We start from the raw sequence: 24,216 nt of genomic DNA, 5'->3' as shown, positions 1-24,216 counted from the left end.
ATAAATTCCTGGCCCAGCCAATCATGCCCAGCCCAAGACCTTCCCTGACCCTGACCCTGCTCCAGGCCCGCGAAGCGGCCATGAGCTTCTTCCGCCCGCTGCTCAACCAGCACGATCTGACCGAGCAGCAATGGCGTGTGATTCGTCTGCTGCGCCAGCACGGCGAGCTGGAGAGCTACCAGTTGGCGGACCTCGCCTGCATTCTCAAGCCGAGCATGACCGGCGTGCTGGCGCGCCTGGAACGCGACGGCGTGGTGGTTCGCCGCAAGGCGCCGCAGGACCAGCGGCGCGTGCTGGTCAACCTGACCGAGAAAGGTCACCAGTGCTTCCTCTCCATGAGCGAGGGCATGGAAGCCAACTACCAGAAGATCCAGGAGCAGTTCGGCGAGGACAAGCTCAAGCAACTGATCGAGCTGCTCAACGAGCTGAAGCAGATCAAGCCCTGATCCACGACGCGCAGACGGCGCGTTTCGCAGGGTGGGAACCGTCGAGTTCAATCCATCCTGCGTGCTCTTCATGCCCTCCATGAAAAGTGCAATCGAGACTCCGTAACGTCCATTCTTGGGGTTGGTTCCCCGTCCCATAATCGCCCTGCACCCACTTGGGGTATCCGTTTCAGGCTCTGGAATCCTGCGATTTTCACTGTCGCGGCGAGCTCCCCGCCTGGCCTTTTCCAAGTACTAACAATAAGCAGGGCCTCGACATGAAAAAGCCAAACTCCCTTCTCGACGACCTCAAGGCCATCCTCCCGGCCATCGCTGCCAATGCGGCGAAAGCCGAGCAACTGCGGCAGGTGCCGGAGGAGAACATCGCCATGCTCAAGGGCATCGGCCTGCATCGCGCGCTACAGCCGAAGAAGTTCGGCGGCATGGAGATCTCCCTGCCCGAGTTTGCCGATTGCGTGGTCGCACTGGCCGGAGCCTGCGCCAGTACTGCCTGGGCCTTCAGCCTGCTGTGCACCCATAGCCACCAGTTGGCCATGTTCTCTTCTCGCCTGCAGGAGGAAGTCTGGGGCGAGAATCCGGATGCCACCGCCAGCAGCTCCATCGCGCCCTTCGGTCGCATCGAGGAAGTGGAAGGCGGGGTGATCTTCAACGGCGAGATGGGCTGGAGCAGTGGCAGCGATCATGCCGAGTGGGCGATCGTCGGCTGCCGCCGCCAGAACGCCGAAGGGGAGCAGGTCTACTGCTTCGCCGTTTTGCCGCGCAGCGATTACGAGATCCGTGATGACTGGTTCGCGGCCGGCATGAAGGGCAGTGGCACCAAGACCCTGATCATCAAGGACGCCTTCGTCCCGAACTACCGCATCCAGGCCGCCAAGGACATGATGGAGGGCCGCTCCGAAGGCTTCGGTCTGTATCCGGACAGCAAGATCTTCTACGCGCCTTACCGCCCGTATTTCGCCAGCGGCTTCGCCGCCATCAGCCTGGGCATCGCCGAACGCATGCTGGAAGCGTACAAGGAGAAGACCCGGAATCGCGTGCGCGCCTACACCGGCGCCAGCGTGGGAACCGCCACCCCGGCGCTGATGCGCCTGGCCGAGTCCACCCACCAGGTCGCCGCCGCTCGGGCCTTCCTGGAGAAGACCTGGCAGGAGCACGCCGAGCATGGCGAGCGCCACCAGTACCCCAGCCGCGAAACCCTGGCCTTCTGGCGCACCAACCAGGCCTACGCGGTGAAGATGTGCATCCAGTCCGTGGACCGTCTGTTCGAGGCGGCCGGTGGTGCCAGCTGGTTCGAGAACAACGAGATGCAGCGTCTGTTCCGCGACTCCCACATGACCGGCGCCCATGCCTACACCGACTACGACGTCTGTGCGCAGATCCTCGGCCGCGAGCTGATGGGGCTGGAGCCTGATCCCTCGATGGTTTGATCCTTCGGGCTTCTTCGCTCGCCTGCGTGCCGGGCGGCCTTGCGCCGCCCCTTCAGAACAATCGCGTGGCCGTCCTTTGGAGGCGGCTGCCAGGAGCTGTGCCATGTCCTCTCAAGAAACCCTCTTCGACTCCCGTGCCTTCCGCCGTGCCTTGGGCAATTTCGCTACCGGCGTCACCGTGGTTACCGCCACCGCGCCCGATGGCACTCGTGTGGGCGTCACCGCCAACAGCTTCAACTCCGTGTCGCTGGAGCCGCCGCTGATTCTCTGGAGCATCGACAAGCGCTCCAGCAGCCTGGCGGTGTTCGAGCAGGCCAGCCACTTCGCGGTGAACATCCTCGCCGCCGACCAGATCGACCTGTCCAACCAGTTCGCCCGCCCACGCGACGACAAGTTCGACGGCGTTGCCGTGGAGTCCGGCATCGGCGGAGCGCCGCTGCTGCCCGACTGCGCGGCACGTTTCGAGTGCGAGATGCATCAACGCGTGGAAGGCGGCGACCATTGGATTCTCATCGGCAAGGTGGTGCGTTTCGACGACTTCGGCCGTTCGCCGCTGCTCTACCACCAAGGCGCCTATTCCATGGTCCTGCCGCATACCCGCATGACGCAGAAGGCCGAGGGGCAGCCGGCATCCAGCGCCTTTCAGGGACGCCTGTCGCACAATCTCTATTACCTGATGACCCAGGCGGTACGCGGCTACCAGGCCGACTACCAGCCCAAGCAGCTCGCTACCGGCCTGCGCACCAGCGAGGCGCGCATGCTGATGGTGCTGGAGAACGATGCCGGTCTCGGCCTGTGCGACCTGCAGCGCGAGGTGGCGATGCCGATGCGCGAGATCGAGGAGGCCGTGGCCAATCTCAAGCGCAAGGGCATGGTGGCCGACACGGCGGATCGCTACGTGCTCACGCAGGCCGGGATGGAGCAGGCCGAGGCTCTCTGGCGCATCGCTCGCGAACAGCAGGAGAAAGTATTCGCCGCGTTCAGCGACGAGCAGGTGGAGACCTTCAAGACCTTGCTCAAAGCGGTGATCGTGCTCAGCTAAACGTTCGAGCTCGACTAAGCGTTGAACCAGATCAAGGCCATCACCCGCGGTCGCCTGAACCCGCGAGTGGCGTGAGCGGCGGGAAAGCCGTGGCTACCTCATCGAATTGAGCTGCCCGCCTGGGGCAGGCCAATTGGCAGCTCAATCAATACCCCGCCTGGATTCAGGGCTTGGCCACGTGCCAAACCTGATTCACGCCGTCGCCGGTCGTGTCGCCAGGCTTGGAGTCCTTGATCCAGGTGTACAGAGGCTTGCCCTGATAGGCCCATTGCCGGCTGCCGTCATCGCGGGTGATGACCGTGTAGCCATTGCCAGGTTCGGCACTGGCGGGGGCCATGAGCGGTGGCCAGTTCTGGGCGCAGGGGCCATTGCAGGCGGATTTGCCTTCGGCGTCCTTGGCGAAGGTGTAGAGGGTCATTCCCTGGCTGTCGGCTAGGGCCTTGCCCAGGGCGGTGTCGACGGTCTTGGCAGGGTCTGCGGCCAGGGCCAGGGAGGATAGGCCGCAAAGGGTCAGGGCAGCAGCAGGAGACAGCAGTTTTTTCAGCATGGAGAACCTCTCATGTCGTGAAGGCGATGGGTACGTTCAACGTTCGGGTTTCGGTGCACAGGGCTGTAGCGGAACCCAGCCACTGCGAACGAGACGCCCCACGAGACTGTTTATTCCTCCGCTGACGATCTTTTCTTCGGCATGGACCTGCCAAGGCCATCGACACCGACCTCATCCCGAGTAGCGGTGTCCATTTCTTGCACGGCGCAGAGGCACTTTGCTTGCACCCTCTACCGCCCCGCGCTTGACTGAATGATTGGGGGCTCACCTCACGGGAGAACTCAGATGCTCAAGCGCTTGATCCCCTTGGTACTGGTGGCGCTGTTCATTGCGATCAGTGGCTCGTCGTGCAATGGCGGCAGTGGTGGCGGTGGTTCGCAGCAGAGCGAACCCATGGGCGGCGGTGGAGGCGGAGGTTACTGATGGGAAAGGGCCCCGCCTGGTGCGGGGCTTTTTCGTTCATGGCGGCTTTTCCAGATGCGGGAGCTCCTGAATCCACACTCAGAATGATGTCGTTCCATGGGGGCACTGCGTGGCCCTTGGCGAATGAATTCGCCCCCACCGCTAGCGGAGCCGTCCGGGTGTACGGCTAGAATGCCGGGACTCCACCGTCCCCCGAGGTCCCGGCCGTGCCCCATCCCGCTTCCCTGACCGCTTGCCATGCTCAGCGCTGAGCTCAAGGCCTTCTACATGGTCGCTCGCCTGGGCAGCATCACCCAGGCGGCCAAGAAGCTCGGCCTCAGCCAGCCCACGGTGACGACCCAGATCCGCAACCTGGAAGGCCAGTACGGCGTCGAGCTATTCCACCGGGGCGGACGCCGGCTGACGGTGAGCGAGGAGGGCGCGCGGTTGCTGCCCATGGTCAAGGTGCTGCTGCAGCAGGAAGCCGATATCGAGTTCTTTCTGCGCAACTGCGGGCAGATGCAAGGCACCCTGCGCATCGGCGCCACCGCGCCGTACTACATCCTCGACCTGGTACGCGCCTTCCGCACGCGCTTCCCGCAGATCGATGTGTCACTGGATATCGGCAATTCCCAACAGGTGATCGAGGCGCTGGAGGAGTATCGGGTGGACCTCGCTGCCTCCTCCCAGAAGCTCGACGATGCGCGGCTGACCCGCATGGTGCTGGGCAGCGACCCGCTGGTGCTGGCGGTGCACCGCGAGCACCCGCTGGCCAAGCGCAAGTCCGTCACCCTGCAGGACCTCAAGGGCCACTGCCTGCTGATGCGCGAACCCGGCTCGACCACCCGCCAACTGACCGAGGACATGCTCAAGGATGCCGGCATCGCCATCGGGCCGCTGCTGGAGATCGGCAGCCGCGAATCCATCCGCGAGGCGGTGATCCGCAACCTCGGCATCAGCATCATTGCCCGCCACGAAGTGCCGGATAACCCGGAGCTGAAGGTGATCGAGCTGAAGGGCGCGCCGCTGATCGACGAATACCTCTATTGCCTGAAAGAGCGGCGCCAGGCGCGGCTGCCGGCGGCGTTCCTGGCCCTGGCGCGGGAAATCACCAAGTAGGGTGGATCACGCTTCACCGATCCACCATCGGAGTCATGCCGAACGCCGAGGGTGGAACTCCAAGTGTTGGTTAGGCTCTGGCTTGTTGACCAGCAAGCTCGCGCTTCGCGTCCCGTAGGCGCCCATGCACTACCAGGAGCCATAGGGAATACCGTGCTGTTCGACGTACACCTTGGCCTCGTCCGACAGGTAGTAATACTTGCCGCCGGATTGGCCTTCGAATGGCCCGCGCGGATCGACCTTGGCCTGATATCGGCCGATCTCGATATTCGATAGGCAAGGCCCGCCGACCCAGGCCTTGGCGATGCCGCCGGGGGCCATGCCGATGGAGATGTCGAAACGGTACTGCTTGTCTCGCCATTGCTTACGTCCCGGGCAGTACGCCCGTTGCGGCTTGACCATCTCATCACGCACCCATTGCGGGATATCGATACGCAACTTGTAGGTCTTTGGCTCCACCAGGGATTGCCAGCGCACGAAGAGCGTTTCCGGCAGGTCGACGTTGGGCACTTGCTTCATGCCGCCACCCCCTTTGTGCCAACCCTCGGGTTTGTTGGTGTAGGCCGGTACGCCGCCGCGAATACGAAAATAGGCAAGGCCTCGCTGATCGATCACATCCACGCTTTCCACCCAGACCTCCATAAAGCNTCGAATGGCCCGCGCGGATCGACCTTGGCCTGATATCGGCCGATCTCGATGTTCGACAGACAGGGGCCACCCACCCAGGCCTTGGCGATGCCGCCGGGGGCCATGCCGATGGAGATGTCATGGCGGTAGAGATTGTCGATCCATTTGCCGTCGGCTCGGCAGAACGCCCGCTGCGGCTTGACCATCTCATCACGCACCCATTGCGGGATATCGATACGCAACTTGTAGGTCTTTGGCTCCACTAGGGATTGCCAGCGCACGAAGAGCGTTTCCGGCAGGTCGACGTTGGGCACTTGCTTCATGCCGCCACCCCCTTTGTGCCAACCCTCGGGTTTGTTGGTGTAGGCCGGTACGCCGCCGCGAATACGAAAATAGGCAAGGCCTCGCTGATCGATCACATCCACGCTTTCCACCCAGACCTCCATGAAGCGTGGAGCGGCGATACCAACATACCAGTAGTCATAGGGCAGTCGGGGGCGCCCCTGGCCGACGACGCAGCCGGCCAGGGTGAGGATGGTCAGGGCGAGCAGCAGGCGCTTCATTCCGGGTACCCCGCCTGTGGCTTGTTGTTGAAGATGAGCCGCTGGTTGGGCGCGGGTTTGTTGACCAGCACGCCCTTGCTCGGCGTCCAGTGGGCGGATAGGTGGATATAGCGAGCCCAGAGATGGCGCCAGTCATCGTGAGTCAACTGGCTCGGGGCACCCCGTACATAGGCGAGCATCTTTTCGGCGACGGGAAGCAGATCCGTAGGCAGGGTGAAGCGCGGGTCCTCGTCCAGAATTGGGCGGAATGGCACGCCATGCTTCACCGCCAGCTCCCGCATGGCCCTCAGAGCCACTAGCGACAGTTCTCCGCGAACCCTCCGACGAAGGGTGACGCCCACCATGGCTTCCTGGATGCCGGCCTGCTCCCGGGCGGGGTTGGCGCTGAGGCGCGACCAGGAGCTGACCTTGATTTCGCCGTCACCGGGCAGGCCGATCCAGCGCAGACGGGCCATTTCCTCCTTGGCTTCTCGCCAGGCCGGGCTGGTTTCCAGGGGGTGGCCAGGGCGCTCCGTCGCCGCGCGGGGCTGGGAAACCAGCAGTTGCTCTTGCATCAGCGACGGATACCCGCCGCCGATATCCGAGTGGACGCCCGGCAGGGTGATCTCCTGGTGGAGCGGGGCCACGCTGTTGAGGGCGAAGTTCCAGCGCCGCTCAGAACCGGCGACCAACTGCACCACTTTGCGGGCGCAGCCGGGCGGCAGGTAGAGATTGATGCCGGGGTTGTCGGCGTTGGCTGGGCTCCAGTCACCCTTCAATGGGGCGACCGTCGCCGCCACGGTGTCGAACAGCCCAATGAAGTTGATGCGCATATCGCGCTGCCAGCGGAAGCCGGCGACCAGGCCGAACTGGCCAGCCCGCAGCACCTCGGCCAGCAGGCCGCCCTCGGGTTTCAGCAACTCATTGGCGAAATGCCGGGCTGCCGCCGCGCCACGGCTGAAACCGAAGAGATCGAACTCCAGAGAGCGGATGCGGGTGCCTGCGTTGGTTTCCAGGAAACGGCGCAACTCTGATCTGATCTGGCTTGGGCTTTGCGCCACCCGGTGCAGGATGCCGGTCTCTCCCCGTCCAGTGGCCTGGGCTGGCAGCACGGAATCCGACCCACCGCTGGTGGTACCGATACCTTCGAGATAGGCCTTCACAAAACCCGTGTCTGCCGTGGCTTTCAGTGGAGCCTCTGCGTTGTCGGGATATAGGTCGAACAAATGCGCCACATTGCTCGGCGCATTGCCGTAGCTGTTGTCGGGCACGTTGCGGAAAAAGCCTCCCTCGTCCGGGTCGCGGTAACCGTAGCGGGCGCAATAGCTGATGATGGCGCTCAGTTCGCCTTCGTCGAACTGCTGGCGGTCCTCGCGCCGACACTGTTCGGTGATCGCCGAGTTGGCCTGGTTGTTTCCGGTGCCGTCGAAGAACAGGCCCAGGCGCAGGACGATGCCGACGTCGTCCTGCTTGTTCACTGCTTGCTTTTCTTCCCGCAGGTTGCTCCTGGCCAGCGTTGGTGTGTCGTCAGGCCGGGCAGCGGAGAGAGCGACGGCGGCTACCGGGGACGGGGTAGCGGAGCGACTTTTGGCCGGGGTGCCGGTCTGGCGATGCTCCGCGCCGAAATGCGAGGGGATGAATTTGGCGCGGCAGGGGCAACTGCTCATGCTGTAGAGGCTGCTGGCCACCAGCCGGCCGTTGCTCTGAATGAACGGCACACCGCCCATGATCTTGAAGATGCCGGGGTGCTTGCCGCAGGTCACCCGATCGCCTTCGCGGGCATGGGCGCGCCCGAACATGTTGACGAGATTGCTCGCCTCGATGACTTCGCCGCCGCAGCTGGTCTTGTCGTGCAGGCGAATGAAATGTCCGATTGTCATATCGACTCCTGTGATTTCCAGTGGCTGGCGGATTGCGCCAACCGTTCGCTTGAGGAAGGCCGGAAACTAGCAAGCGGTGGCCGACGCCAACGGCCGTGGAAAACGGAAAGGAAATTTCGACATGAACTTTCGGAAGGGCTGCATCGTGAAGGGTATCCAGCCCTGTGAATCGCACACCAATACCTAGCGCAGCGCGGGAGGATAAGCAGAGCGTTATACGGGACACGTCGATATCGCCTATCCCAAATTCACCAATGACACTATCGGCGGACTTTGCCTAACCGCCATCTGGCGTTCGTATTGCCTCCCTAGCATCAACCTCGTCGAGTCGTGCACCTGTGTACGCCCACTGCTTAACGAGGTACCGCCATGACCCCAACCGACCACGCCACCCATATGCGGGTGCGAGATATCCACAAGCGCTTCGGCCATTTCACCGCCCTGGGCGGGGTGTCCCTGGATATCGCCGAGGGCGAGCTGGTGTGCCTGCTGGGGCCGTCCGGATGCGGCAAGACCACGCTGTTGCGCTGCATCGCCGGCCTGGAGCAGCAGGACAGCGGCAGCCTGCATATCGGTGAGCGGGACATTTCCCGCCTGCCGCCCCAGGCCCGTGACTACGGCATCCTGTTCCAGTCCTATGCGCTGTTCCCCAACCTGACCGTCGAGCAGAACATCGCCTACGGCCTGGCCGGCGCCAGCCGTGAGCAGGCCCGCGCCCGTGTGGCCGAGATGCTGGAGCTGGTCGGTCTGTCCGGCAGCGAGAAGAAGTACCCCGGCCAACTGTCCGGCGGCCAGCAGCAGCGCGTGGCACTGGCCCGCGCCCTGGCACCCAAGCCGTCCCTGCTGTTGCTGGACGAGCCCATGTCCGCCCTGGACGCCCGCGTCCGCGAACATCTCTGCACCGAGCTGCGTCAGCTGCAGAAGAGCCTGGGCATCACCACCCTGATGGTGACCCACAACCAGGACGAGGCCATGCTGATGGCCGACCGCATCGCCGTGATGAACCAGGGCCGCGTGGAGCAGTACGGCACGCCCCAGGACATCTACCGCCAGCCGGCCACCCCCTTTGTCGCCGAGTTCGTCGGCCAGGGCAACTGGCTGCCCTTCGAGTCGCGCCAGAACGGCCATGCCCGTGTCGGCAGCCTCGACCTGCGCCTGCCCGCGTCCGCCGGCAATGCCGCCAGCGGCCGCCTGTTCTGCCGCCCCGAAGCCATCGCCATCAACCCCACCGAGCAGCAGGACAACCGTTTCCGCGCCCAGGTACGGGAGATCACCTTCCTCGGCAACCGTTGCCGCATGAGCTTCGAACTGGAGCAACTGCCGGGCCATCCGCTGCTGGCCGAGCTGGACCCTTCGATCCTGCCGCGCCTGGGGACCCCGGATATCTGGGTGGCCCTGCCGTCCCGCAGCCTGCAGGTGTTCGCCTGAGATGGATGCCGTGATCAAGCTGGACAAAGCCCCGGCCAAGGGTGCGCCACGCACCGACCTGGGCGACCGCCTCTTCGTGCAGGGCGGCAAAACCCTGTTTCTGGGTGTGCTGACCGTGGCCGTGCTGCTGCCGCTGCTGGCCATCTTCTGGCGCGGCTTCAGTGGTGACGCAGGGCAGGGCGGCGGTCTCGCTGCGGCCCGGGAGTTGTTCGCCAGCGCCAACTTCCACTGGCTGCTGGGCAATAGCCTCAAGGTGTCCCTCAGCGTGGCCGCCATCGTGGTGCCCACCGCCTACCTGTTCGCCTATGCGTTGCAACGCACCCTGATCCCGGCCAAGGGGCTGTGGCGTGGCATTTCCCTGCTCCCGCTGCTGGCGCCCTCGATGTTGCCGGGCATCGCGCTGATCTACCTGTTCGGTAACCAGGGCCTGCTGCGCGACTGGCTGCCGGACAATATCTACGGCTTCTGGGGCATCGTCCTGGGCGAAGCCATCTACACCTTCCCCCATGCGCTGATGGTGCTGCTCTCGGCCCTCGGCATGGCGGATGCACGCCTGTTCGACGCGGCCGCCAGCATGGGCGCCGGTCCCTGGAAAGCCTTCCGCAGCATCACCTGGCCGGCGACCCGCCAGGCCGTTTTCGCCGCCTGCTGCCTGGTGTTCACCCTGACCATCACCGACTTCGGCGTACCCGTGGTCGTCGGTGGTGATTACCAGGTGCTGGCGCTGGAGGCCTACAAGGCCGTGGTCGGCCAGCAGCAGTTCGGTCGTGGCGCGCTGATCGGCATGGTGCTGCTGGTGCCTGCGCTGCTCAGCTTCGGCGTCGACGCCTGGCTGCGTCGCCGCCAGGGCGAGGCCATGAGCGGCCGTGCGCAGGTGTTCCATCCGGCGCCGTCGAAGGTGCGTGATGCCTGCTTCCTGGCCCTGGTGCTGGTGGTCTGCGCGGTCCTGCTGCTGGTGCTGGGCATGGCGGTGTACTCGTCCCTGGTGAAGTTCTGGCCCTACAACCTGTCGCTGTCGCTGCGTCACTACGCCTTCGAGGAAACCGCCGGCGGCGGCTGGCTGGCCTACCGCAACAGCCTGACCCTGGCCACCTGCACGGCCCTGTTCGGCGGCGCGCTGATCTTCACCGGCGCCTACCTGATGGAGAAGACCCGTGGCCAGCAGTGGCTGAACCAGGCCCTGCGTCTCCTGAGCTTCGTGCCCATGGCGGTACCCGGCCTGGTGCTCGGCCTCGGCTACGTCTTCTTCTTCAACCTGCCGGGCAACCCGCTGCATTTCCTCTACGGCAGCATGACCCTGCTGGTGATCTGCTCCATCGCGCACTTCCTGACCACCGCGCAGATGACCGCCACCACCGCCCTGCGCCAGCTGGACGGCGAGTTCGAGGCTGCGGCCCTGTCGCTCAAGGCCCCGCTGTGGCGCCACTACCTGCGGGTGACCGTGCCCATCTGCCTGCCGGCGCTGCTGGATATCGTACGCTATCTGTTCGTCTCGGCCATGACCACGGTGTCCGCCGCCATCTTCCTGTACAGCCCGGACAGCATCCTCGCCGCCGTGGCCGTGCTGAACATGGACGACGCCGGCAACGTCGGCGGCGCTGCCGCCATGTCCACCCTGATCCTGCTCACCTCGGCCGCGGTGTCCCTGCTGCTGGCCTGGGCCTCGCGCGGCCTGCTGCGCCGGTCCCAGGCCTGGCGCCGGGGCGCACCGGCCACCGCCTGAACCACCACCTGAACAATCACACACCGCAAGCCAACCCCGACAAGGAGCTTTCCATGTTCAAACGCCTCGCCTTCGCCGCTGCCGCAGTGGCCGGCTTCAGCCTCCAGGCCCACGCTGCCACCGAGCTGACCGTTTACACCGCCCTGGAAGCCGAACAGCTGTCGGCCTACAAGAAGGCCTTCGAAGCGCAGAACCCGGACATCGAGATCAAGTGGGTGCGCGACTCCACCGGCATCATCACCGCCAAGCTGCTGGCCGAGAAAGACGCCCCGCAGGCCGACGCCGTCTGGGGCCTGGCGGCTTCCAGCCTGGCCATACTCGATGCGCAGGGCATGCTGGAGAAGTACGCGCCCAAGCACCTGGAAACCATCGGCGCCAACTACCGCGACGCCGCCAACCCGCCGGCCTGGGTCGGCATGGACGTATGGGCCGCCACCATCTGCTTCAACACCGTGGAGGCCGAGAAGCAGGGCCTGGCCAAGCCCGGCAGCTGGGAAGACCTGACCAAGCCTGAATACAAGGGCAAGATCGTGATGCCGAACCCGGCCTCTTCCGGCACCGGCTTCCTCGACGTCAGCGCCTGGCTGCAGACCTTCGGCGAGAAGCAGGGCTGGGCCTACATGGATGGCCTGCACCAGAACATCGGCCAGTACGTCCACTCCGGCTCCAAGCCGTGCAAGCTGGCCGCCGCAGGTGAGTTCCCCATCGGCATCTCCTTCGAATACCCGGCTGTGCAGCTGAAGCGCCAGGGTGCGCCACTGGACATCGTCCTGCCGAAGGAAGGCCTGGGCTGGGAAATCGAAGCCACCGGCATCGTCAAGGGCACCGACCACATGGAAGCGGCCAAGAAGCTCGCCGACTTCTCCGCCAGCCCCGCCGCCATGGACCTGTACAAGGAGAACTTCGCCGTCCTCGCCGCCCCTGGCATTGCCAAGCCGCAGACCGAACTGCCGGCTGACTACGAGCAGCGCCTGATCAAGAACGACTTCGCCTGGGCCTCGCAGAACCGCGACCAGATCCTGGCCGAATGGCGCAAGCGCTACGACGGCAAGTCCGAGAAGCTGCCGCAGTAAGACCTCGGCCCTCTCGTTCCGACTACGCCCTCTCCCCTCGGGGAGAGGGCTGGGGAGAGGGGGCGACTGAATTCCAGGAGAACCCCATGCCCCTGCAAGACACCGATATCGCCATCGTCGGCGCCGGCATCCTCGGCCTTTCCCACGCCTACGCCGCCGCCCGTCGCGGCTTGCGCGTCAGCGTCTTCGAGCGCAGCGCCACGCCGTTGGGCGCTTCGGTACGCAATTTCGGCCAGGCGCTGGTCACCGGCCAGCCGCCGGGCCCGATGTTTGCGCTGGCACGGGACAGCCGTGAAATCTGGGCCGGTTGGGCCGAGGCTGCTGGTTTCCACATCCGCCGCAACGGCTCGCTGCTGTTCGCCCGTACCCGCGCCGAGGAAGAGCTGCTGGAGGCCTTCTGCGCAGTCCGCGCGCCGGAGTACGGCTACCACGTGGAGTTGCTGCGTGGCGAACGCCTCCACGACCTCTACAACGGCCAGTTCAGCCACCACCGCGCGGCGCTGCTGGGGTTGGACGATCAGCAGATCTATTCCCGCGAGGCCATTCCCGCGCTGGTGGAATACCTGCGCTCCGAGCTTGGCGTCGAATTCCACTTCTCCACCCTGGTGCGCGATGTCGAACCGGGACTTGTCCACAGCACCCAGGGCAGCTGCCGCGCGCAGAAGATCGTGGTCTGCTCGGGCCATGAGTACCAGGCACTGCTGGCCGAGAAGATCGCCCCGCTGCAACCCCAGGTGTGCCGCCTGCAGATGCTGCGTGTACGTCCCGAGCGCGACTTCGGCTTGAACCAGGCGGTGCTCACCGGCCTGAGCTGCGTCCACTACGGCGCCTTTTCCGACCTGCCGGAAGCGGAGGCCATTCGCGAGCAGATCCTGAACGAGCAGCCGGAACTGGAAGAGAACGGCATCCACCTGCTGGTCAGCCCGACGCCCTATGGCGAGCTGATCGTCGGCGACTCGCACCACTACGGCACCGATGCGTCGCCCTTCAACGCCGAGGCGGTGGACAACATCATGCTGGAGCTGGCCGAACACACCCTGGGTACCCGCCTCAAGGTGGTCGAGCGCTGGCAAGGCGTCTACGGCGCTCGCGGCCCCGGTCCTTTCTCGGTCCTCAAGGCCGCGCCGGGGGTGACCGCCGTGCTGATGCACAGCGGCGTCGGCATGAGCATCGGCCCGGCGCTGGGCGAGCGGACCATGGCGGGGTTGTTGGGCTGATCGGGGTAACGAATGGGAATGTCCTTGTAGGGGCGAATTCATTCGCCAAGGGCGGCGCAGCTGCCCCTTGATGTTTGGCAGGGCAGGCCTTCGGTCTGCTTGGCGAATGAATTCGCCCCTACAGAATGATTGCCCGGCCGAATGCGCCTCAATCCAACCGCTTGTGCACCCGCATCACCGCGACGGTGAGCATGACCAGGGTGAACACGATCAGCACCACCAGTTCCAGCCAGAGGTCCGCCAGGCCCGCGCCGCGCAGCATGATGCCGCGGGTCAGGCGCAGGAAGTGGGTCAGTGGCAGCACCTCGGCTATCCACTGGGCCACCTTGGGCATACCGGCGAAGGGGAACATGAAGCCCGACAGCAGGATCTGCGGCAGGAAGGTGAAAAACGCCATCTGCATCGCCTGGAACTGGCTCTGGGCGAGAGTGGAGATGAACACCCCGAGGGTCAGGCTGGCGAAGATGAACACCACGGCCGCGCCGTAGAGTTCCAGCAGGGACCCGCGCACCGGCACCTCGAACAGCCAGAGCCCCACCAGCAGGATCACCGTCACCTGCACCAGGCCGATACCGACGAAAGGCAGCACCTTGCCCAGGGTCAGTTCCCAGGGCGACAGGGGCGTGGTGATCAGCAGCTCCATGTTGCCGCGCTCCCGCTCGCGCACCAGGGCGATGGCGGTGAACAGCACCATGGTCATGGTGAGGATCACGCCGATCAGCCCCGGCACCGTGTTCAGCGGCGCCAGCCGTTCCGGGTTATAGAAGTTCACCACCTGCACGCCGGTGAGGTTGGGCCAGCCGGGCAGGGGATAGGCCGCCAGTTGCCGGGCCGAGGCCTGCACCACCTGGTCGGAGCCGTCCACCACCAGCTGCAGCGGCGGGCGGTCCTTGCGTTGCAGGCGTGCCTCGAAGTCCGGCGGCACCACCAGGGCGGCGCTGATGCTGCCCTCGCGCAGCAACTGATCCAGCTGTTGGGGAGTGGAAAGCTGGTAGCGGTAATCCAGCACTTGGCTGGCGCCGAATTCCGCCACCACTTCGCGGGAGCGGGCGGTGTTCGCCTGGTCCAGCACGGCGGCGTGCAGGCCGCGCACATCCATGTTGATGGCGTAACCGAAGAGGATGAGTTGCATGATGGGGATGCCGACGATCATGGCGAAGGTCAGACGGTCGCGGCGCAGCTGGCGCAGTTCCTTGCGGACGATGGCCCCCAGGCGGCGCAGGTTCATGACGATGCTCCAACCCGCTCGAGCGGGCGGTGGGTGACGGCGACGAAGACATCTTCGAGGTTGGCCTCGGTGTCCTTTACCGAGGCGACGATGCCCTGGTCGGCCAGGCGCCTGGCAATGCGCTCCCGGGCGTCGGCGACGGCACTGAGCACCCTGAGCGAGGCGCCGATCTGGGCCATGGCGATGACTTCCTCGGCATCTTGCAGCGCTCGCTGGGCTTGGCGCGGCTGGTCGCATTCCACCAGCAACGGGCGGCCGGGCAGGGCGGCCATCAGGTCGGCCGGGCTGCCGTCGGCCACCAGCCGGCCGGCGTCGAGGATGCCGAGGCGGGTGCAGCGCTCGGCTTCGTCCATGTAGTGGGTGGAGACCAGCAGGGTGGTGCCGGCTTCGGCCAGTTCGAACAGCGAATCCCAGAATTCCCGGCGCGACTGCGGGTCCACGGCGCTGGTGGGTTCGTCCAGCAGCAGGAGGTCGGGCTTGTGCAGCACGGCGCCCGCCAGGGCCAAGCGCTGTTTCTGACCGCCGCTCATGGTGCCGGCCAGTTGGTTGCGACGGTCCTCCAGCCAGTAGCGTTCCAGCAGCTCGTCGATGCGCTGGCGGGCGGCGCGGCGGTCCAGGTCCTGAACGGTGGCGAGAAATTCGAGGTTCTCGTACACCGTCAGGTCCTCGTAGAGGGAGAACTTCTGGGTCATGTAACCAATGCGGCGCTTCAGCGTCTCGGCGTCCTGCGGGATGCGGCAACCGAGCACCTCGATCTCGCCGGCACTGGGCAGCAGCAGGCCGCAGAGCATGCGGATGGTGGTGGACTTGCCACAGCCGTTGGGACCGAGGAAACCGAACACTTCCGCGCGATTGACCTTGAGGTTCAGCCCGTCGACCGCCGTGAGCTGGCCGAAGCGCTTGGTCAGCCCGCTGGCGCGGATCACCGCTTCACTGCTGTTCATGGCTCACCCGCTGCGCCTGCACCGGCAGTCCGGAGGGCAGCTTGCGCGCGGCTTCGCCCTCGAGCACCAGTTCGGCACGGTAGACCAGGCGGCTGGCGTCTTCGCCGGTCAGCGCGAAGTAGGGGGTGAAGCTGGATTCGCTGGCGATGCTGCGCACAGTGGCCTCGAAGGGTTCGGCCACACCTTCCACCTTCACCGAGACCCGGTCGCCGATGGCGATCTGCGGACGTACCGAGGCCGGCACGTAGACTCGCGCATAAGGCGCATCGCCCACCAGCAGGCTGACCAGTTCGGCGTTCAGTGGCGGCTGGTCGCCGGGCTTGAAGGGCAGGGCGTCCACCCTGCCGGCGCGGGGGGCACGCAGGCTGAGGTGCTCGCGGGTGACCTGCAGCTGCGCGAGCCTGCCCTGGGCGGCCTGGAGTACGGCGGCGGCCTGTTCGATCTGTTCCGGGCGGGTGCCGTTGGTGAGTTCCCGCAACTGGGCGTCGGCGTTGCTGACGGCGGCGCGGGCCTGGTCACGGGCGGCGCGGGCGCGGTCCAGTTCGGCGATGGCTACCTGGCGGCGCTGGTAGAGCGCGGAGATGCGCTGGAACGTGCGTTCGGCGTCGGTGAGTTCGGCGCGGTTGCGGGTGAGGGTGGCGCGGGCCGCGTCCACCGTTTCGCTGCGGGCGCCGGTGCTCAGTTCCTCCAGCCGTGCCTTGGCCTGGCCGACATCGCCTTCCGCTTCCTTGATGCGGGCGTCGAGGCGGCGCGGGTCGAGTTCCAGCAGCAATTGGCCGGCCTGCACCTGATCGCCCTCGGCCACGTGCCAGGCGAGGATGGTTTCCGAGGCTTCGGCGGGCAGGCCGATGCGGTCCCATTCAAGTGTGCCGAGCAGGGGTTCCCGGGCCGGGTCTTCGCAACCGCTGAGCAGGAAGCAGGCCAGCAGGCAGGGGAGCAGGCGGTTCATGGCTTCACCTCCAGTCCGCGCTCCAGCAGGGCCAGTATGTGCTTCACCATCGCTTCGTCGCCCAGCTCCGGGCTGGCGAAGATGCCGCGCCAGACCGGGCCGGCGGCGTAGGGCAGCATCACCAGACCGACCAGCGAGACCACCAGCAAACGCGGGTCGAGGTCGGGGTTCAGGCGCCCGCCGGCCTGGGCCGCGGCAAAGCGCTGGGCGAGGAGGACAGGCACCATGGGCGCGAAGCGGCCGGGCAGCAGTTCCCGCAGGGCGCCGCCTTCGCAGAGCACTTCGCGGACCCAGAGCGGCGGCAGCCAGGGATTGCGGCTGAGGTTGGCACTCATGCCGCGCACGAAGGCGCTGACCAGTGCGAAGGGATCGTCACCCACTTCCTGCAAGCGCTCGGCCATGCCCTGGAACAGCGGCAGCAGGCGCTCTTCCAGCATCGCATCGACCAGGCGTTCCTTGTTGCCGAAGTAGTAATTGACCAGCGCCGGCGTCACGCCCGCGTGCTGGGCGATGCCGCGCAGGCTGGCGGCATGGATGCCGAGTTGGGCAAAGGTGTGGGTGGCGGCGTCCAGCAGGCGTTCGCGCTGGAGCTGAGAATCGCCGGTAGGGCGGCCGGGGGAGCGGGGGCGGGTCACGGGAACATCTCCGGAGGAGGACGACGGTTTATTTAAATATGCATTTAATTAATTAACAACGAGGAGCCGACGAACGTGAAAGCGACCTCTGGACGGCAATCTATTAGCTAGCTAATAATAAGTCTTGCGTATGGCTCGCCGTTCCCGGCGGACTATCTTCAGATTCAATCCCTATCACCCTTGGACCTTGCCCGTGCGCGATACCCTGCGTGCCTTTCTGGCGCCCGATATGCCGGCGCTGCAATTCGCGATCAAGACGTTGCTGGGTGGCGGCCTGGCGCTCTGGTGTGCGTTCCGCTTCGGCCTGGAACAGCCGCAATGGGCGCTGATGACGGCCTTCATCGTCGCCCAGCCGCTGTCCGGCATGGTGGTGCAGAAGGGCCTGGCACGACTGCTGGGTACGTTGGTGGGCACGGTCATGTCGGTGGCCATCGTCGCGCTCTTCGCCCAGACGCCCTGGCTGTTCCTGCTGGCGCTGGCCACTTGGCTGGGCATCTGTACCGCCGCCTCGACCATGATGCGCAGTGCCTGGTCTTATTCGTTCGTCCTGGCGGGCTACACGGTCGCCATCATCGGTCTGCCGGCCATCGCCCATCCCCTGGCCGTGTTCGACCAGGCGGTGGCGCGCTCCACTGAAATCAGCCTCGGCATCATCTGCGCCACCCTGACCAGCGCGCTGCTCTGGCCGCAGCGGGTGGAGCGCCAGCTCGCCCGCCAGGCGCGGGATGCCTGGCAATGCGGCATTCAGGCGGCGATCTCCGCGCTCAAGGGCGAACGCCAGGAGCGCCAGGGGCTGCTCGGGGTGCTCGGGCGCATCGTGGCGGTGGATGCCCAGCGCGAGCATGCCTGGTTCGAGGGCGATCGCGGCCGCCAGCGCGCGGTGGCCCTGCAGGTGCTCAGCCATGACCTGCTCAGCCTGCTGCGCCTGGCCCGGGGTGTGGCACGCCAGTGGCGCCAGCTCGGGGAGGGGGAGGCCGAGCGCCTGCGACCCTGGGTGGAAGAAGTAGAAGCGGCCCTGGCCGAACCCGATGTCTCACGCCTGGATGATCTGCGCGATCGCCTGCTGCAGGCTTCCGAGGACGAGTCGCTGTCCACCGTCCAGCAATACTGCCTGGGCCGCATGGCGGTGGTGATGCGCCAGGCCGCGGCGGCGGTCGGCTCCATGCATGCGGTGGAGCGGGGCGAGGCACCGTCGGACGTGCCGCCGCCGCTATCCACCCACCGCGATGTGCAGACCGCCGCGATCTACGGCCTGCGCAGCGCCCTGGCGTTCCTCGGCCTGTCGGCGTTCTGGCTGGCGACCGCCTGGACCTCGGCGGTCGGCGCCCTGACCCTGACTTGCGTAATCTGCGGCCTGTTCGCCAGCCGCGAGAACGCCGAACAGATCGGCTTCATGTTCCTGCGCGGCATCCTCTACGCGCTGCCCGTGGCGTTTGTCGTCGGCCAGGTCCTGCTGCCCCAGCTCAGTGGCTTTCCCATGCTCTGCCTGGCCCTCGGCGTGCCGCTCTTCTTCGGCGCCCTGGGGATGGCCAGGCCGGCGCTGGCAGCCACGGCCACCTCCTTCTGTCTGCATTTCATCGTCCTGTGTGCGCCGCAGAACATCATGCGCTTCGACGTCGGGGTGTTCTTCAACGAGGCGATTTCCATGGTGCTCGGCGTGGGCTTCGCGGTGCTCTCGTTCCGGCTGATTCTGCTGCGCAACCCGGTCTGGCATGGCCGGCGCCTGCTCAAGGCGACCCTCGCGGACCTGGCGCGTCTGACCGGGGTGCGCCTGGCGGGCGCGGAGAACTGGTTCGGCGGTCGCATGGCCGACCGCCTCCTGCAACTGGCGCGGCTCTATCCCGTGCTGCCGGAGCAGAGTCGCAGCCGTTGGGACGATGGCCTCGCCAGCCTGGACCTGGGGGATGAACTGCTGCACCTGCGGCGCTGCCTGGCGGCTGCCGATAAACCCTTGGGGGTTTCGGAAGAGCGTTTCCTGCGACAGCTGGAGCGCATCCTGCTGCAAGGCCCGGCGCCGGGGCGTGCCCTGACCCTCGACGAGCCCGCCGGTGAGTTGCTTACCGCCCTGCGTGGCGCCGGAAGCAGTATCGACCGCCGCCTGGCCCAGGCGGCCCTGCTGCAGTTGCAGCAGAGCTGGCGGCAATGGTGCGAACAACAGGAGGCGAGCCATGGGCTTGCGTGAATGGTCCCTGGGCGGCGTGCTGCTCAGCCCCTTTCTGATTTATGCGCTGCTGGCGCTGCTGGTGACCGGCGTGCTGCGGCTTGGCCTGGCGCGTATCGGGGTTACGCGCTGGATCTGGCACGAAGCGCTGTTCGATTGTGCCCTGTATGTCTGTGTGCTGGCCGCCCTGGTGGCGCTGACCGGGCACTGGTGAAGGAGAGAGTGATGCGTTCGATGTTGCGTGTGGCGGTAACCCTGGTCCTGGTCGCGGTGGCTCTGGTGGCCGGCTATGGCCTCTGGCAGCACTACATGCTTTCGCCCTGGACCCGCGATGCGCGGATTCGCGCCGACGTGGTGGTGATAGCGCCGGATGTTTCCGGCTGGGTGATGGACCTCAAGGTCCGCGACAACCAGGAGGTGAAGGCGGGCGACCTGCTGCTCAGCGTTGACCGCGAGCGCTACCAGGCAGCGCTGGAAAAGGCCCGCGCGGTGGCCGACACCCGCCAGAATCAACTGCGCCTGCGCGAACACGAAGCCTCCCGCCGTGAGCACCTGGGGCCCCAGGCCATCAGCGCGGAGCTGCGGGAGAACGCGCTGATCACGGCCGAAGTGGCCCGCGCCGAATTCCGCGAGGCCCAGGCCGAACTCAAGGTGGCCGAACTGAACCTTGCCCGCAGCGAATTGCGCGCGCCGCGCAGCGGGCAGGTCACCAACCTGCGCCTGGCCCAGGGTAACTACGTGAGTGCTGGCCAGCCGGTGATGGCGCTGGTGGACGACGGTTCGTTCTACGTCCAGGCCTACTTCGAGGAAACCAAGCTGCCGCGCATCAAGGTGGGGGCACCGGTGAAGGTCTGGCTGATGAGCGCCGGCGAGCCGCTGTCGGGCACGGTGGAAAGCATCAGCCGGGGTATCACCGACCGCAACGCCAGTCCGGACACCCAGTTGCTGGCCAACGTCGAACCCACCTTCAACTGGGTGCGCCTGGCTCAGCGGATTCCCGTGCGGATCAAGCTGGACAAGCTGCCGGCCGACGTCCAGTTGAGTGCCGGCATGACGGCCAGCGTGACGGTGGGGGAGGAATAACGCGGACGAGCTTTTCGTAGGTTGGCGCCGAGGAACGAGGCCCAACCTACGGCAGGGCTTCGCCCTGCTTGGCGAATGAATTCGCCCCTACAGAAAAGCGGCAGCGTCGCCCATGAAAAAGCCCGGACAAGTCCGGGCTTTTTCATTTCCAGCTCAACCTCAGCCGATGGTGATCGGCGGCAGCTCCGGCAGTTCCACCGACAGCTGCTGCTTGGGCGCCAGCACTTCGGCTTCGCCATCCACCACCTGCTCGGCGTTCTGGTTGAACACGCGGGTGGCGATGCGCACGCGGTTCTTCGGCAGCTTCTCGAGGATTTCCAGCTCCACGGTCAGGCTGTCGCCCAGCTTCACCGGGCGGGTGAATTTCAGCTGCTGGCCGAGGTAGATGCTGCCCGGGCCAGGCATTTCGCAGGCGATGGCGGCGCTGATCAGGGCGCCGGTGAACATGCCGTGGGCGATGCGTTCCTTGAACAGGGTGCCGGCGGCGTACTCGGCGTCCAGGTGTACCGGGTTGCGGTCGCCGGAGACGGCGGCGAAGAGCTGGATGTGGCGCTCTTCCACGGTGGTGGAGAAGTTGGCCTTCTGGCCGACTTCGAGGGCGTCGTAGGTGAAGTTGGTTACCTGGCTCATGCGGTCTCCTTGGCTTGCTGTGGGTGGCGATGGCTGTGGGCAAGGGCCTGTTCCAGCCAGTCGATCAGGTCCGCGGTCACCTCGTCGCGGTTGCTCTCGTTGAGCAACTCGTGGCGGGCGCCGGGGTAGATGTTCAGTTGCACGTTCTTCAGGCCGGCCGCGCGCAGTGCATCGGCCAGGTCCTGCAGGCGCCGGCCGTCACTGACCGGGTCACGCTCACCGCCGATCACCAGCAGCGGCAGATCGGGGTCGATCTGCGCCAGGTTCTTCGGCGGGGTGATGATCTGAAGCCCGCCGAGCAGGTCGAGCCACAGCTGATTGGTGCAGCGGAAGCCGCAGAGCGGGTCATTGACGTATTTGTCCACTTCCTGCGGGTCACGACTCAGCCAGTCGAAGGTGGTGCGATTGGGCTTGAAGGCCTTGTTGAAGGAGCCGAAGGAGAGGAACTCGATCAACGCGCTGCGGCCTTCCTTGCCCTGGCGCCAGCGCTCGAAGCGGGCGATCAGGCGGGCGGCCCGGTACAACGCCACGGGCTGGTGATTGGAGCCGGAAAGGATGGCGCCCTGAAGGCTGCAGCTGTGCTGCATCAGATACGCCTGGCCGATGTAGCTGCCCATGCTGTGGCCCAGCAGAAAGATGGGCGCCTGCGGGTGCTGCTGGCGGATGTGGTGGTTGAGGCAGGAGAGGTCGCTGATCACCTTGTTCCAGCCATCCTCCGCGGCGTACTGGCCGAGGACGCCATGCTCCGCGGTGCGTCCGTGGCCGCGCTGGTCCAGGGCGTAGAGCTCGAAGCCGGCGGCCACCAGGGCCTCGCCCAGGCGGGCGTAGCGGCCGCTGTGTTCGGCCATGCCGTGGGACAGCATCACCGCCGCCCGGGGCGGGGCGTCGCCGGCCCAGTGGTTGACGTACAGGGGCACTGCATCGCTGGCGTCGAGCCAGAAAGCGTCGTGGCGCATGGCCGATCCTTCTGCCTGGGAATCGGCGCATTGTGCACGGGCGCGGAGGTGGCGCAAAGCGTCCGATCGTGACCGGCCGGTTCCATGGCGCGCAATACGTGAGCGGCAAGATTCACGTCGTCAATGACGGGCGCGGGAGTATTTGCGCTATCCCGGGGAGCTGCTAATTTCCGGGCAGCCCCGAAGCACGGGCCAGACACATTCAGGGATAAGAGGACAACAACAATGCAACCTGATTTCTGGAGCGACAAACGCCCGGCCGGTGTGCCCAAGCAGATCGATCTGACGGCGTACAAGTCGGTGATCGAGGTGTTTGAGCGGTCCTGCAAGAAGTTCGCGGATCGCCCCGCCTTCAGCAATCTGGGCGTGACCCTGACTTATGCCGAGCTGGATCGCCTGTCCGCCGCCTTCGCCGCCTACCTGCAGAAGCACACCGATCTTGCGCCCGGCGACCGCATCGCCGTGCAGATGCCCAACGTCCTGCAGTACCCCATTGCCGTGTTCGGCGCCCTGCGCGCCGGGCTCATCGTGGTCAACACCAACCCGCTCTACACCGCCCGCGAGATGCGCCACCAGTTCAAGGACGCCGGGGTGCGCGCGCTGGTCTACATCAACCTGTTCGGCAAGCTGGTCGAAGAGGTGCTGCCCGACACCGAGATCGAATTCCTGATCGAAACCCGCATGGGGGACCTCCTGCCGAGCCTCAAGGGCTGGCTGGTGAACACCGTGGTGAAGACGGTGAAGAAGATGGTGCCTGACTTCAACCTGCCCCAGGCCGTGCCCTTCAAGGACGCGCTGAAGCAGGGACAGGGCCATGCGCTGAAACCGGTGCGGGTGGGGCTGGATGACATCGCCGTGCTGCAGTACACCGGCGGCACCACGGGCGTTGCCAAGGGGGCGATGCTGACCCACGGCAACCTGGTGGCCAATATGCAGCAGGTGGATGCCTGCCTGTCGCAGCTGGGGCCGGACGGCGCGCCGCTGATGAAGCAGGGCCGGGAAATCATGATCGCGCCGCTGCCGCTGTACCACATCTATGCCTTCACCGCGAACTGCATGTGCATGATGGTCAACGGCCACCACAACATACTCATCACCAACCCGCGTGACATCGGCGGCTTCATCAAGGAGTTGAAGAAGTGGCGCTTCTCCGCGCTGCTGGGCCTGAACACCCTGTTCGTGGCGCTGATGGATCACCCCGAGTTCAAGAACCTCGACTTTTCCAACCTCAAGGTCACCAACTCCGGTGGTACCGCCCTGGTCAAGGCCACTGCGGAGCGCTGGCAGTCCATCACCGGTTGCTCAGTGGTGGAGGGCTATGGCCTGACCGAGACGTCCCCCGTGGCCAGCACCAACCCCTACGGCGGCCAGGCGCGCCTGGGCACTGTGGGCATCCCGGTGGTGGGTACCGCGTTCAAGACCATCGACGATCAGGGCTGCGAAATGCCCCTCGGCGAGCGTGGGGAGCTGTGCATCAAGGGGCCGCAGGTGATGAAGGGGTACTGGAATCGACCTGAAGCTACAGCCGAGGTGCTGGACGCCGAGGGCTGGCTCAAGACCGGCGACATCGCGGTGATCGACCCGGACGGCTACGTGCGCATCGTCGACCGCAAGAAGGACCTGATCATCGTCTCCGGCTTCAATGTCTATCCGAACGAGATCGAAGACGTGGTCATGGCCCACCCGAAAGTGGCCAACTGCGCGGCCATCGGTGTGCCGGACGAGAAGTCCGGCGAGGCGGTGAAACTCTTCGTGGTGCCCCGCGAGGGCGGCGTCAGCGTCGAGGAGCTGAAGGCCTACTGCAAGGAAAACTTCACCGGCTACAAGGTGCCCAAGCACATCGTGCTGAAGGATGCCCTGCCCATGACGCCGGTGGGCAAGATTCTCCGTCGCGAGCTGCGCGACATCGCCTGACGCAAGAGGGCAGGGCGGATCATCCGTCCTGCCCCGCTTTTCTCCCTTCCCGAACTCCGGGGCCTGCGCCTGACCCCACCCGACGCCTCCCCAGACACCCGCGAAAGCCCCGCCGTACGCCGTTTGTCGGTAAATTAGAGCTCAGACTCCAAAAGTGACCGTGAAAATTAATTAAGTCATTTTTGTGACCTGTCAGGGCTATTTTGGTGCTGGTTAGCCTCTGGCAAAGCTGCTACTCTCGGC

General features: G+C 65.7%; 23 protein-coding genes. 13 read left to right on the top strand and 10 right to left on the bottom strand.

Annotation, left to right across the window (positions count from 1 at the left end; all coding sequences use genetic code 11):
* Positions 1-23: 23 nt before the first annotated feature.
* The 3 genes from hpaR to TQ98_RS19480 all read left to right on the top strand — a co-directional run bounded on the left by hpaR (position 24) and on the right by TQ98_RS19480 (position 2,915).
* Positions 24-446, top strand: coding sequence for a homoprotocatechuate degradation operon regulator HpaR (gene hpaR, locus TQ98_RS19490; protein WP_044870693.1), 423 nt, complete (start codon positions 24-26; stop codon positions 444-446).
* A 257-nt stretch (positions 447-703) separates the two neighbouring features.
* Positions 704-1,873 (top strand): p-hydroxyphenylacetate 3-hydroxylase oxygenase component, encoded by a 1,170-nt coding sequence (locus tag TQ98_RS19485; protein ID WP_044870540.1) that lies wholly within the window; start codon positions 704-706, stop codon positions 1,871-1,873.
* A 103-nt stretch (positions 1,874-1,976) separates the two neighbouring features.
* On the top strand, positions 1,977-2,915 hold the full coding sequence (locus TQ98_RS19480) for a p-hydroxyphenylacetate 3-hydroxylase reductase component (RefSeq protein WP_044870539.1): 939 nt from the start codon (positions 1,977-1,979) through the stop codon (positions 2,913-2,915).
* A gap of 163 nt (positions 2,916-3,078) precedes the next feature.
* Here TQ98_RS19480 and TQ98_RS19475 read toward each other — a convergent pair whose 3' ends face one another.
* Positions 3,079-3,462: a hypothetical protein gene (locus TQ98_RS19475; RefSeq protein WP_044870538.1), complete on the bottom strand. Its 384-nt coding sequence runs from the start codon at positions 3,460-3,462 to the stop codon at positions 3,079-3,081.
* Positions 3,463-3,747: 285 nt separating this feature from the next.
* On the opposite strand from TQ98_RS19475, the gene TQ98_RS27795 reads away from it, so the two are divergent.
* Both TQ98_RS27795 and TQ98_RS19470 read left to right on the top strand, forming a co-directional pair.
* The gene (locus TQ98_RS27795; protein ID WP_158249366.1) at positions 3,748-3,885 is read left to right on the top strand and encodes a hypothetical protein; all 138 of its coding nucleotides are present in this window, start codon (positions 3,748-3,750) and stop codon (positions 3,883-3,885) included.
* Between the two features lie 237 nt (positions 3,886-4,122).
* Positions 4,123-4,983, top strand: a complete 861-nt coding sequence (locus TQ98_RS19470) for a LysR family transcriptional regulator (RefSeq protein WP_044870537.1) — start codon at positions 4,123-4,125, stop codon at positions 4,981-4,983.
* 129 nt (positions 4,984-5,112) lie between these two features.
* Here TQ98_RS19470 and TQ98_RS19465 read toward each other — a convergent pair whose 3' ends face one another.
* The 3 genes from TQ98_RS19465 to TQ98_RS19455 all read right to left on the bottom strand — a co-directional run bounded on the left by TQ98_RS19465 (position 5,113) and on the right by TQ98_RS19455 (position 8,032).
* On the bottom strand, positions 5,113-5,613 hold the full coding sequence (locus TQ98_RS19465) for a DUF2931 family protein (protein ID WP_242443166.1): 501 nt from the start codon (positions 5,611-5,613) through the stop codon (positions 5,113-5,115).
* A complete protein-coding gene (locus TQ98_RS19460; protein WP_103103011.1) occupies positions 5,595-6,173 on the bottom strand; it encodes a DUF2931 family protein in 579 nt (192 codons plus the stop codon). The genes TQ98_RS19465 and TQ98_RS19460 overlap by 19 nt, the downstream gene beginning before the upstream one ends.
* Positions 6,170-8,032, bottom strand: a complete 1,863-nt coding sequence (locus tag TQ98_RS19455) for a DUF2235 domain-containing protein (protein ID WP_044870535.1) — start codon at positions 8,030-8,032, stop codon at positions 6,170-6,172. Before TQ98_RS19455 ends, TQ98_RS19460 begins: the two co-directional genes overlap by 4 nt.
* A 369-nt stretch (positions 8,033-8,401) precedes the next feature.
* Here TQ98_RS19455 and TQ98_RS19450 point away from each other — a divergent pair, with 369 nt between their 5' ends.
* From TQ98_RS19450 to TQ98_RS19435, 4 genes are all read left to right on the top strand, one after another.
* Positions 8,402-9,460, top strand: coding sequence for a putative 2-aminoethylphosphonate ABC transporter ATP-binding protein (locus TQ98_RS19450; protein ID WP_103103010.1), 1,059 nt, complete (start codon positions 8,402-8,404; stop codon positions 9,458-9,460).
* A 1-nt stretch (position 9,461) separates the two neighbouring features.
* Positions 9,462-11,183, top strand: a complete 1,722-nt coding sequence (locus TQ98_RS19445) for a putative 2-aminoethylphosphonate ABC transporter permease subunit (protein WP_044870532.1) — start codon at positions 9,462-9,464, stop codon at positions 11,181-11,183.
* Positions 11,184-11,236: 53 nt separating this feature from the next.
* Positions 11,237-12,256, top strand: coding sequence for a putative 2-aminoethylphosphonate ABC transporter substrate-binding protein (locus TQ98_RS19440; protein WP_044870531.1), 1,020 nt, complete (start codon positions 11,237-11,239; stop codon positions 12,254-12,256).
* A gap of 86 nt (positions 12,257-12,342) precedes the next feature.
* Entirely contained in the window at positions 12,343-13,473 is a 1,131-nt protein-coding gene (locus tag TQ98_RS19435; RefSeq protein ID WP_044870530.1) for a TIGR03364 family FAD-dependent oxidoreductase, read from the top strand.
* A 148-nt stretch (positions 13,474-13,621) separates the two neighbouring features.
* Here TQ98_RS19435 and TQ98_RS19430 read toward each other — a convergent pair whose 3' ends face one another.
* From TQ98_RS19430 to TQ98_RS19415, 4 genes are read right to left on the bottom strand one after another with little or no spacing between them, the layout of a single operon-like run.
* Positions 13,622-14,701: an ABC transporter permease gene (locus tag TQ98_RS19430; RefSeq protein WP_044870529.1), complete on the bottom strand. Its 1,080-nt coding sequence runs from the start codon at positions 14,699-14,701 to the stop codon at positions 13,622-13,624.
* Positions 14,698-15,645, bottom strand: coding sequence for an ABC transporter ATP-binding protein (locus TQ98_RS19425; RefSeq protein WP_197708603.1), 948 nt, complete (start codon positions 15,643-15,645; stop codon positions 14,698-14,700). The genes TQ98_RS19430 and TQ98_RS19425 overlap by 4 nt, the downstream gene beginning before the upstream one ends.
* Positions 15,632-16,594 (bottom strand): HlyD family efflux transporter periplasmic adaptor subunit, encoded by a 963-nt coding sequence (locus TQ98_RS19420; RefSeq protein WP_044870528.1) that lies wholly within the window; start codon positions 16,592-16,594, stop codon positions 15,632-15,634. Before TQ98_RS19420 ends, TQ98_RS19425 begins: the two co-directional genes overlap by 14 nt.
* Positions 16,591-17,229: a TetR/AcrR family transcriptional regulator gene (locus tag TQ98_RS19415; protein ID WP_044870527.1), complete on the bottom strand. Its 639-nt coding sequence runs from the start codon at positions 17,227-17,229 to the stop codon at positions 16,591-16,593. Before TQ98_RS19415 ends, TQ98_RS19420 begins: the two co-directional genes overlap by 4 nt.
* Before the next feature lie 193 nt (positions 17,230-17,422).
* On the opposite strand from TQ98_RS19415, the gene TQ98_RS19410 reads away from it, so the two are divergent.
* Genes TQ98_RS19410 through TQ98_RS19400 form a run of 3 tightly spaced genes read left to right on the top strand, consistent with a single transcriptional unit; the run spans position 17,423 to position 20,473 of the window.
* Positions 17,423-19,411, top strand: coding sequence for an FUSC family protein (locus TQ98_RS19410; protein ID WP_044870526.1), 1,989 nt, complete (start codon positions 17,423-17,425; stop codon positions 19,409-19,411).
* Positions 19,398-19,604, top strand: coding sequence for a DUF1656 domain-containing protein (locus TQ98_RS19405; protein ID WP_044870525.1), 207 nt, complete (start codon positions 19,398-19,400; stop codon positions 19,602-19,604). Before TQ98_RS19410 ends, TQ98_RS19405 begins: the two co-directional genes overlap by 14 nt.
* An 11-nt stretch (positions 19,605-19,615) precedes the next feature.
* Positions 19,616-20,473: an HlyD family secretion protein gene (locus TQ98_RS19400; RefSeq protein WP_044870524.1), complete on the top strand. Its 858-nt coding sequence runs from the start codon at positions 19,616-19,618 to the stop codon at positions 20,471-20,473.
* A 159-nt stretch (positions 20,474-20,632) separates the two neighbouring features.
* On the opposite strand, the gene TQ98_RS19395 is transcribed toward TQ98_RS19400, so the two are convergent.
* Both TQ98_RS19395 and TQ98_RS19390 read right to left on the bottom strand, forming a co-directional pair.
* Positions 20,633-21,103, bottom strand: coding sequence for a MaoC family dehydratase (locus TQ98_RS19395; RefSeq protein ID WP_044870523.1), 471 nt, complete (start codon positions 21,101-21,103; stop codon positions 20,633-20,635).
* A complete protein-coding gene (locus TQ98_RS19390; RefSeq protein WP_044870522.1) occupies positions 21,100-22,059 on the bottom strand; it encodes an alpha/beta hydrolase in 960 nt (319 codons plus the stop codon). Before TQ98_RS19390 ends, TQ98_RS19395 begins: the two co-directional genes overlap by 4 nt.
* A 225-nt stretch (positions 22,060-22,284) precedes the next feature.
* On the opposite strand from TQ98_RS19390, the gene fadD2 reads away from it, so the two are divergent.
* A complete protein-coding gene (gene fadD2, locus TQ98_RS19385) occupies positions 22,285-23,973 on the top strand; it encodes a long-chain-fatty-acid--CoA ligase FadD2 (protein WP_044870521.1) in 1,689 nt (562 codons plus the stop codon).
* Positions 23,974-24,216 lie beyond the last annotated feature (243 nt).

This window comes from Pseudomonas sp. LFM046 (assembly GCF_000949385.2).
Classification (GTDB): Bacteria; Pseudomonadota; Gammaproteobacteria; order Pseudomonadales; family Pseudomonadaceae; genus Metapseudomonas.
This window is presented reverse-complemented; position numbering and strand designations above follow the sequence as displayed.

Excerpts from the sequence above, each read along its gene's own strand:
- TQ98_RS19480 (WP_044870539.1), top strand. The coding sequence starts at position 1,977 with ATGTCCTCTCAAGAAACCCTCTTCGACTCCCGTGCCTTCCGCCGTGCC.
- TQ98_RS19395 (WP_044870523.1), bottom strand. The coding sequence starts at position 21,103 with ATGAGCCAGGTAACCAACTTCACCTACGACGCCCTCGAAGTCGGCCAG.
- TQ98_RS19485 (WP_044870540.1), top strand. The coding sequence starts at position 704 with ATGAAAAAGCCAAACTCCCTTCTCGACGACCTCAAGGCCATCCTCCCG.
- TQ98_RS19405 (WP_044870525.1), top strand. The coding sequence starts at position 19,398 with ATGGGCTTGCGTGAATGGTCCCTGGGCGGCGTGCTGCTCAGCCCCTTT.
- TQ98_RS19400 (WP_044870524.1), top strand. The coding sequence starts at position 19,616 with ATGCGTTCGATGTTGCGTGTGGCGGTAACCCTGGTCCTGGTCGCGGTG.
- TQ98_RS19390 (WP_044870522.1), bottom strand. The coding sequence starts at position 22,059 with ATGCGCCACGACGCTTTCTGGCTCGACGCCAGCGATGCAGTGCCCCTG.
- TQ98_RS19470 (WP_044870537.1), top strand. The coding sequence starts at position 4,123 with ATGCTCAGCGCTGAGCTCAAGGCCTTCTACATGGTCGCTCGCCTGGGC.
- TQ98_RS27795 (WP_158249366.1), top strand. The coding sequence starts at position 3,748 with ATGCTCAAGCGCTTGATCCCCTTGGTACTGGTGGCGCTGTTCATTGCG.
- TQ98_RS19445 (WP_044870532.1), top strand. The coding sequence starts at position 9,462 with ATGGATGCCGTGATCAAGCTGGACAAAGCCCCGGCCAAGGGTGCGCCA.
- hpaR (WP_044870693.1), top strand. The coding sequence starts at position 24 with ATGCCCAGCCCAAGACCTTCCCTGACCCTGACCCTGCTCCAGGCCCGC.
- TQ98_RS19420 (WP_044870528.1), bottom strand. The coding sequence starts at position 16,594 with ATGAACCGCCTGCTCCCCTGCCTGCTGGCCTGCTTCCTGCTCAGCGGT.
- fadD2 (WP_044870521.1), top strand. The coding sequence starts at position 22,285 with ATGCAACCTGATTTCTGGAGCGACAAACGCCCGGCCGGTGTGCCCAAG.
- TQ98_RS19425 (WP_197708603.1), bottom strand. The coding sequence starts at position 15,645 with ATGAACAGCAGTGAAGCGGTGATCCGCGCCAGCGGGCTGACCAAGCGC.
- TQ98_RS19430 (WP_044870529.1), bottom strand. The coding sequence starts at position 14,701 with ATGAACCTGCGCCGCCTGGGGGCCATCGTCCGCAAGGAACTGCGCCAG.
- TQ98_RS19475 (WP_044870538.1), bottom strand. The coding sequence starts at position 3,462 with ATGCTGAAAAAACTGCTGTCTCCTGCTGCTGCCCTGACCCTTTGCGGC.
- TQ98_RS19450 (WP_103103010.1), top strand. The coding sequence starts at position 8,402 with ATGACCCCAACCGACCACGCCACCCATATGCGGGTGCGAGATATCCAC.
- TQ98_RS19435 (WP_044870530.1), top strand. The coding sequence starts at position 12,343 with ATGCCCCTGCAAGACACCGATATCGCCATCGTCGGCGCCGGCATCCTC.
- TQ98_RS19440 (WP_044870531.1), top strand. The coding sequence starts at position 11,237 with ATGTTCAAACGCCTCGCCTTCGCCGCTGCCGCAGTGGCCGGCTTCAGC.
- TQ98_RS19455 (WP_044870535.1), bottom strand. The coding sequence starts at position 8,032 with ATGACAATCGGACATTTCATTCGCCTGCACGACAAGACCAGCTGCGGC.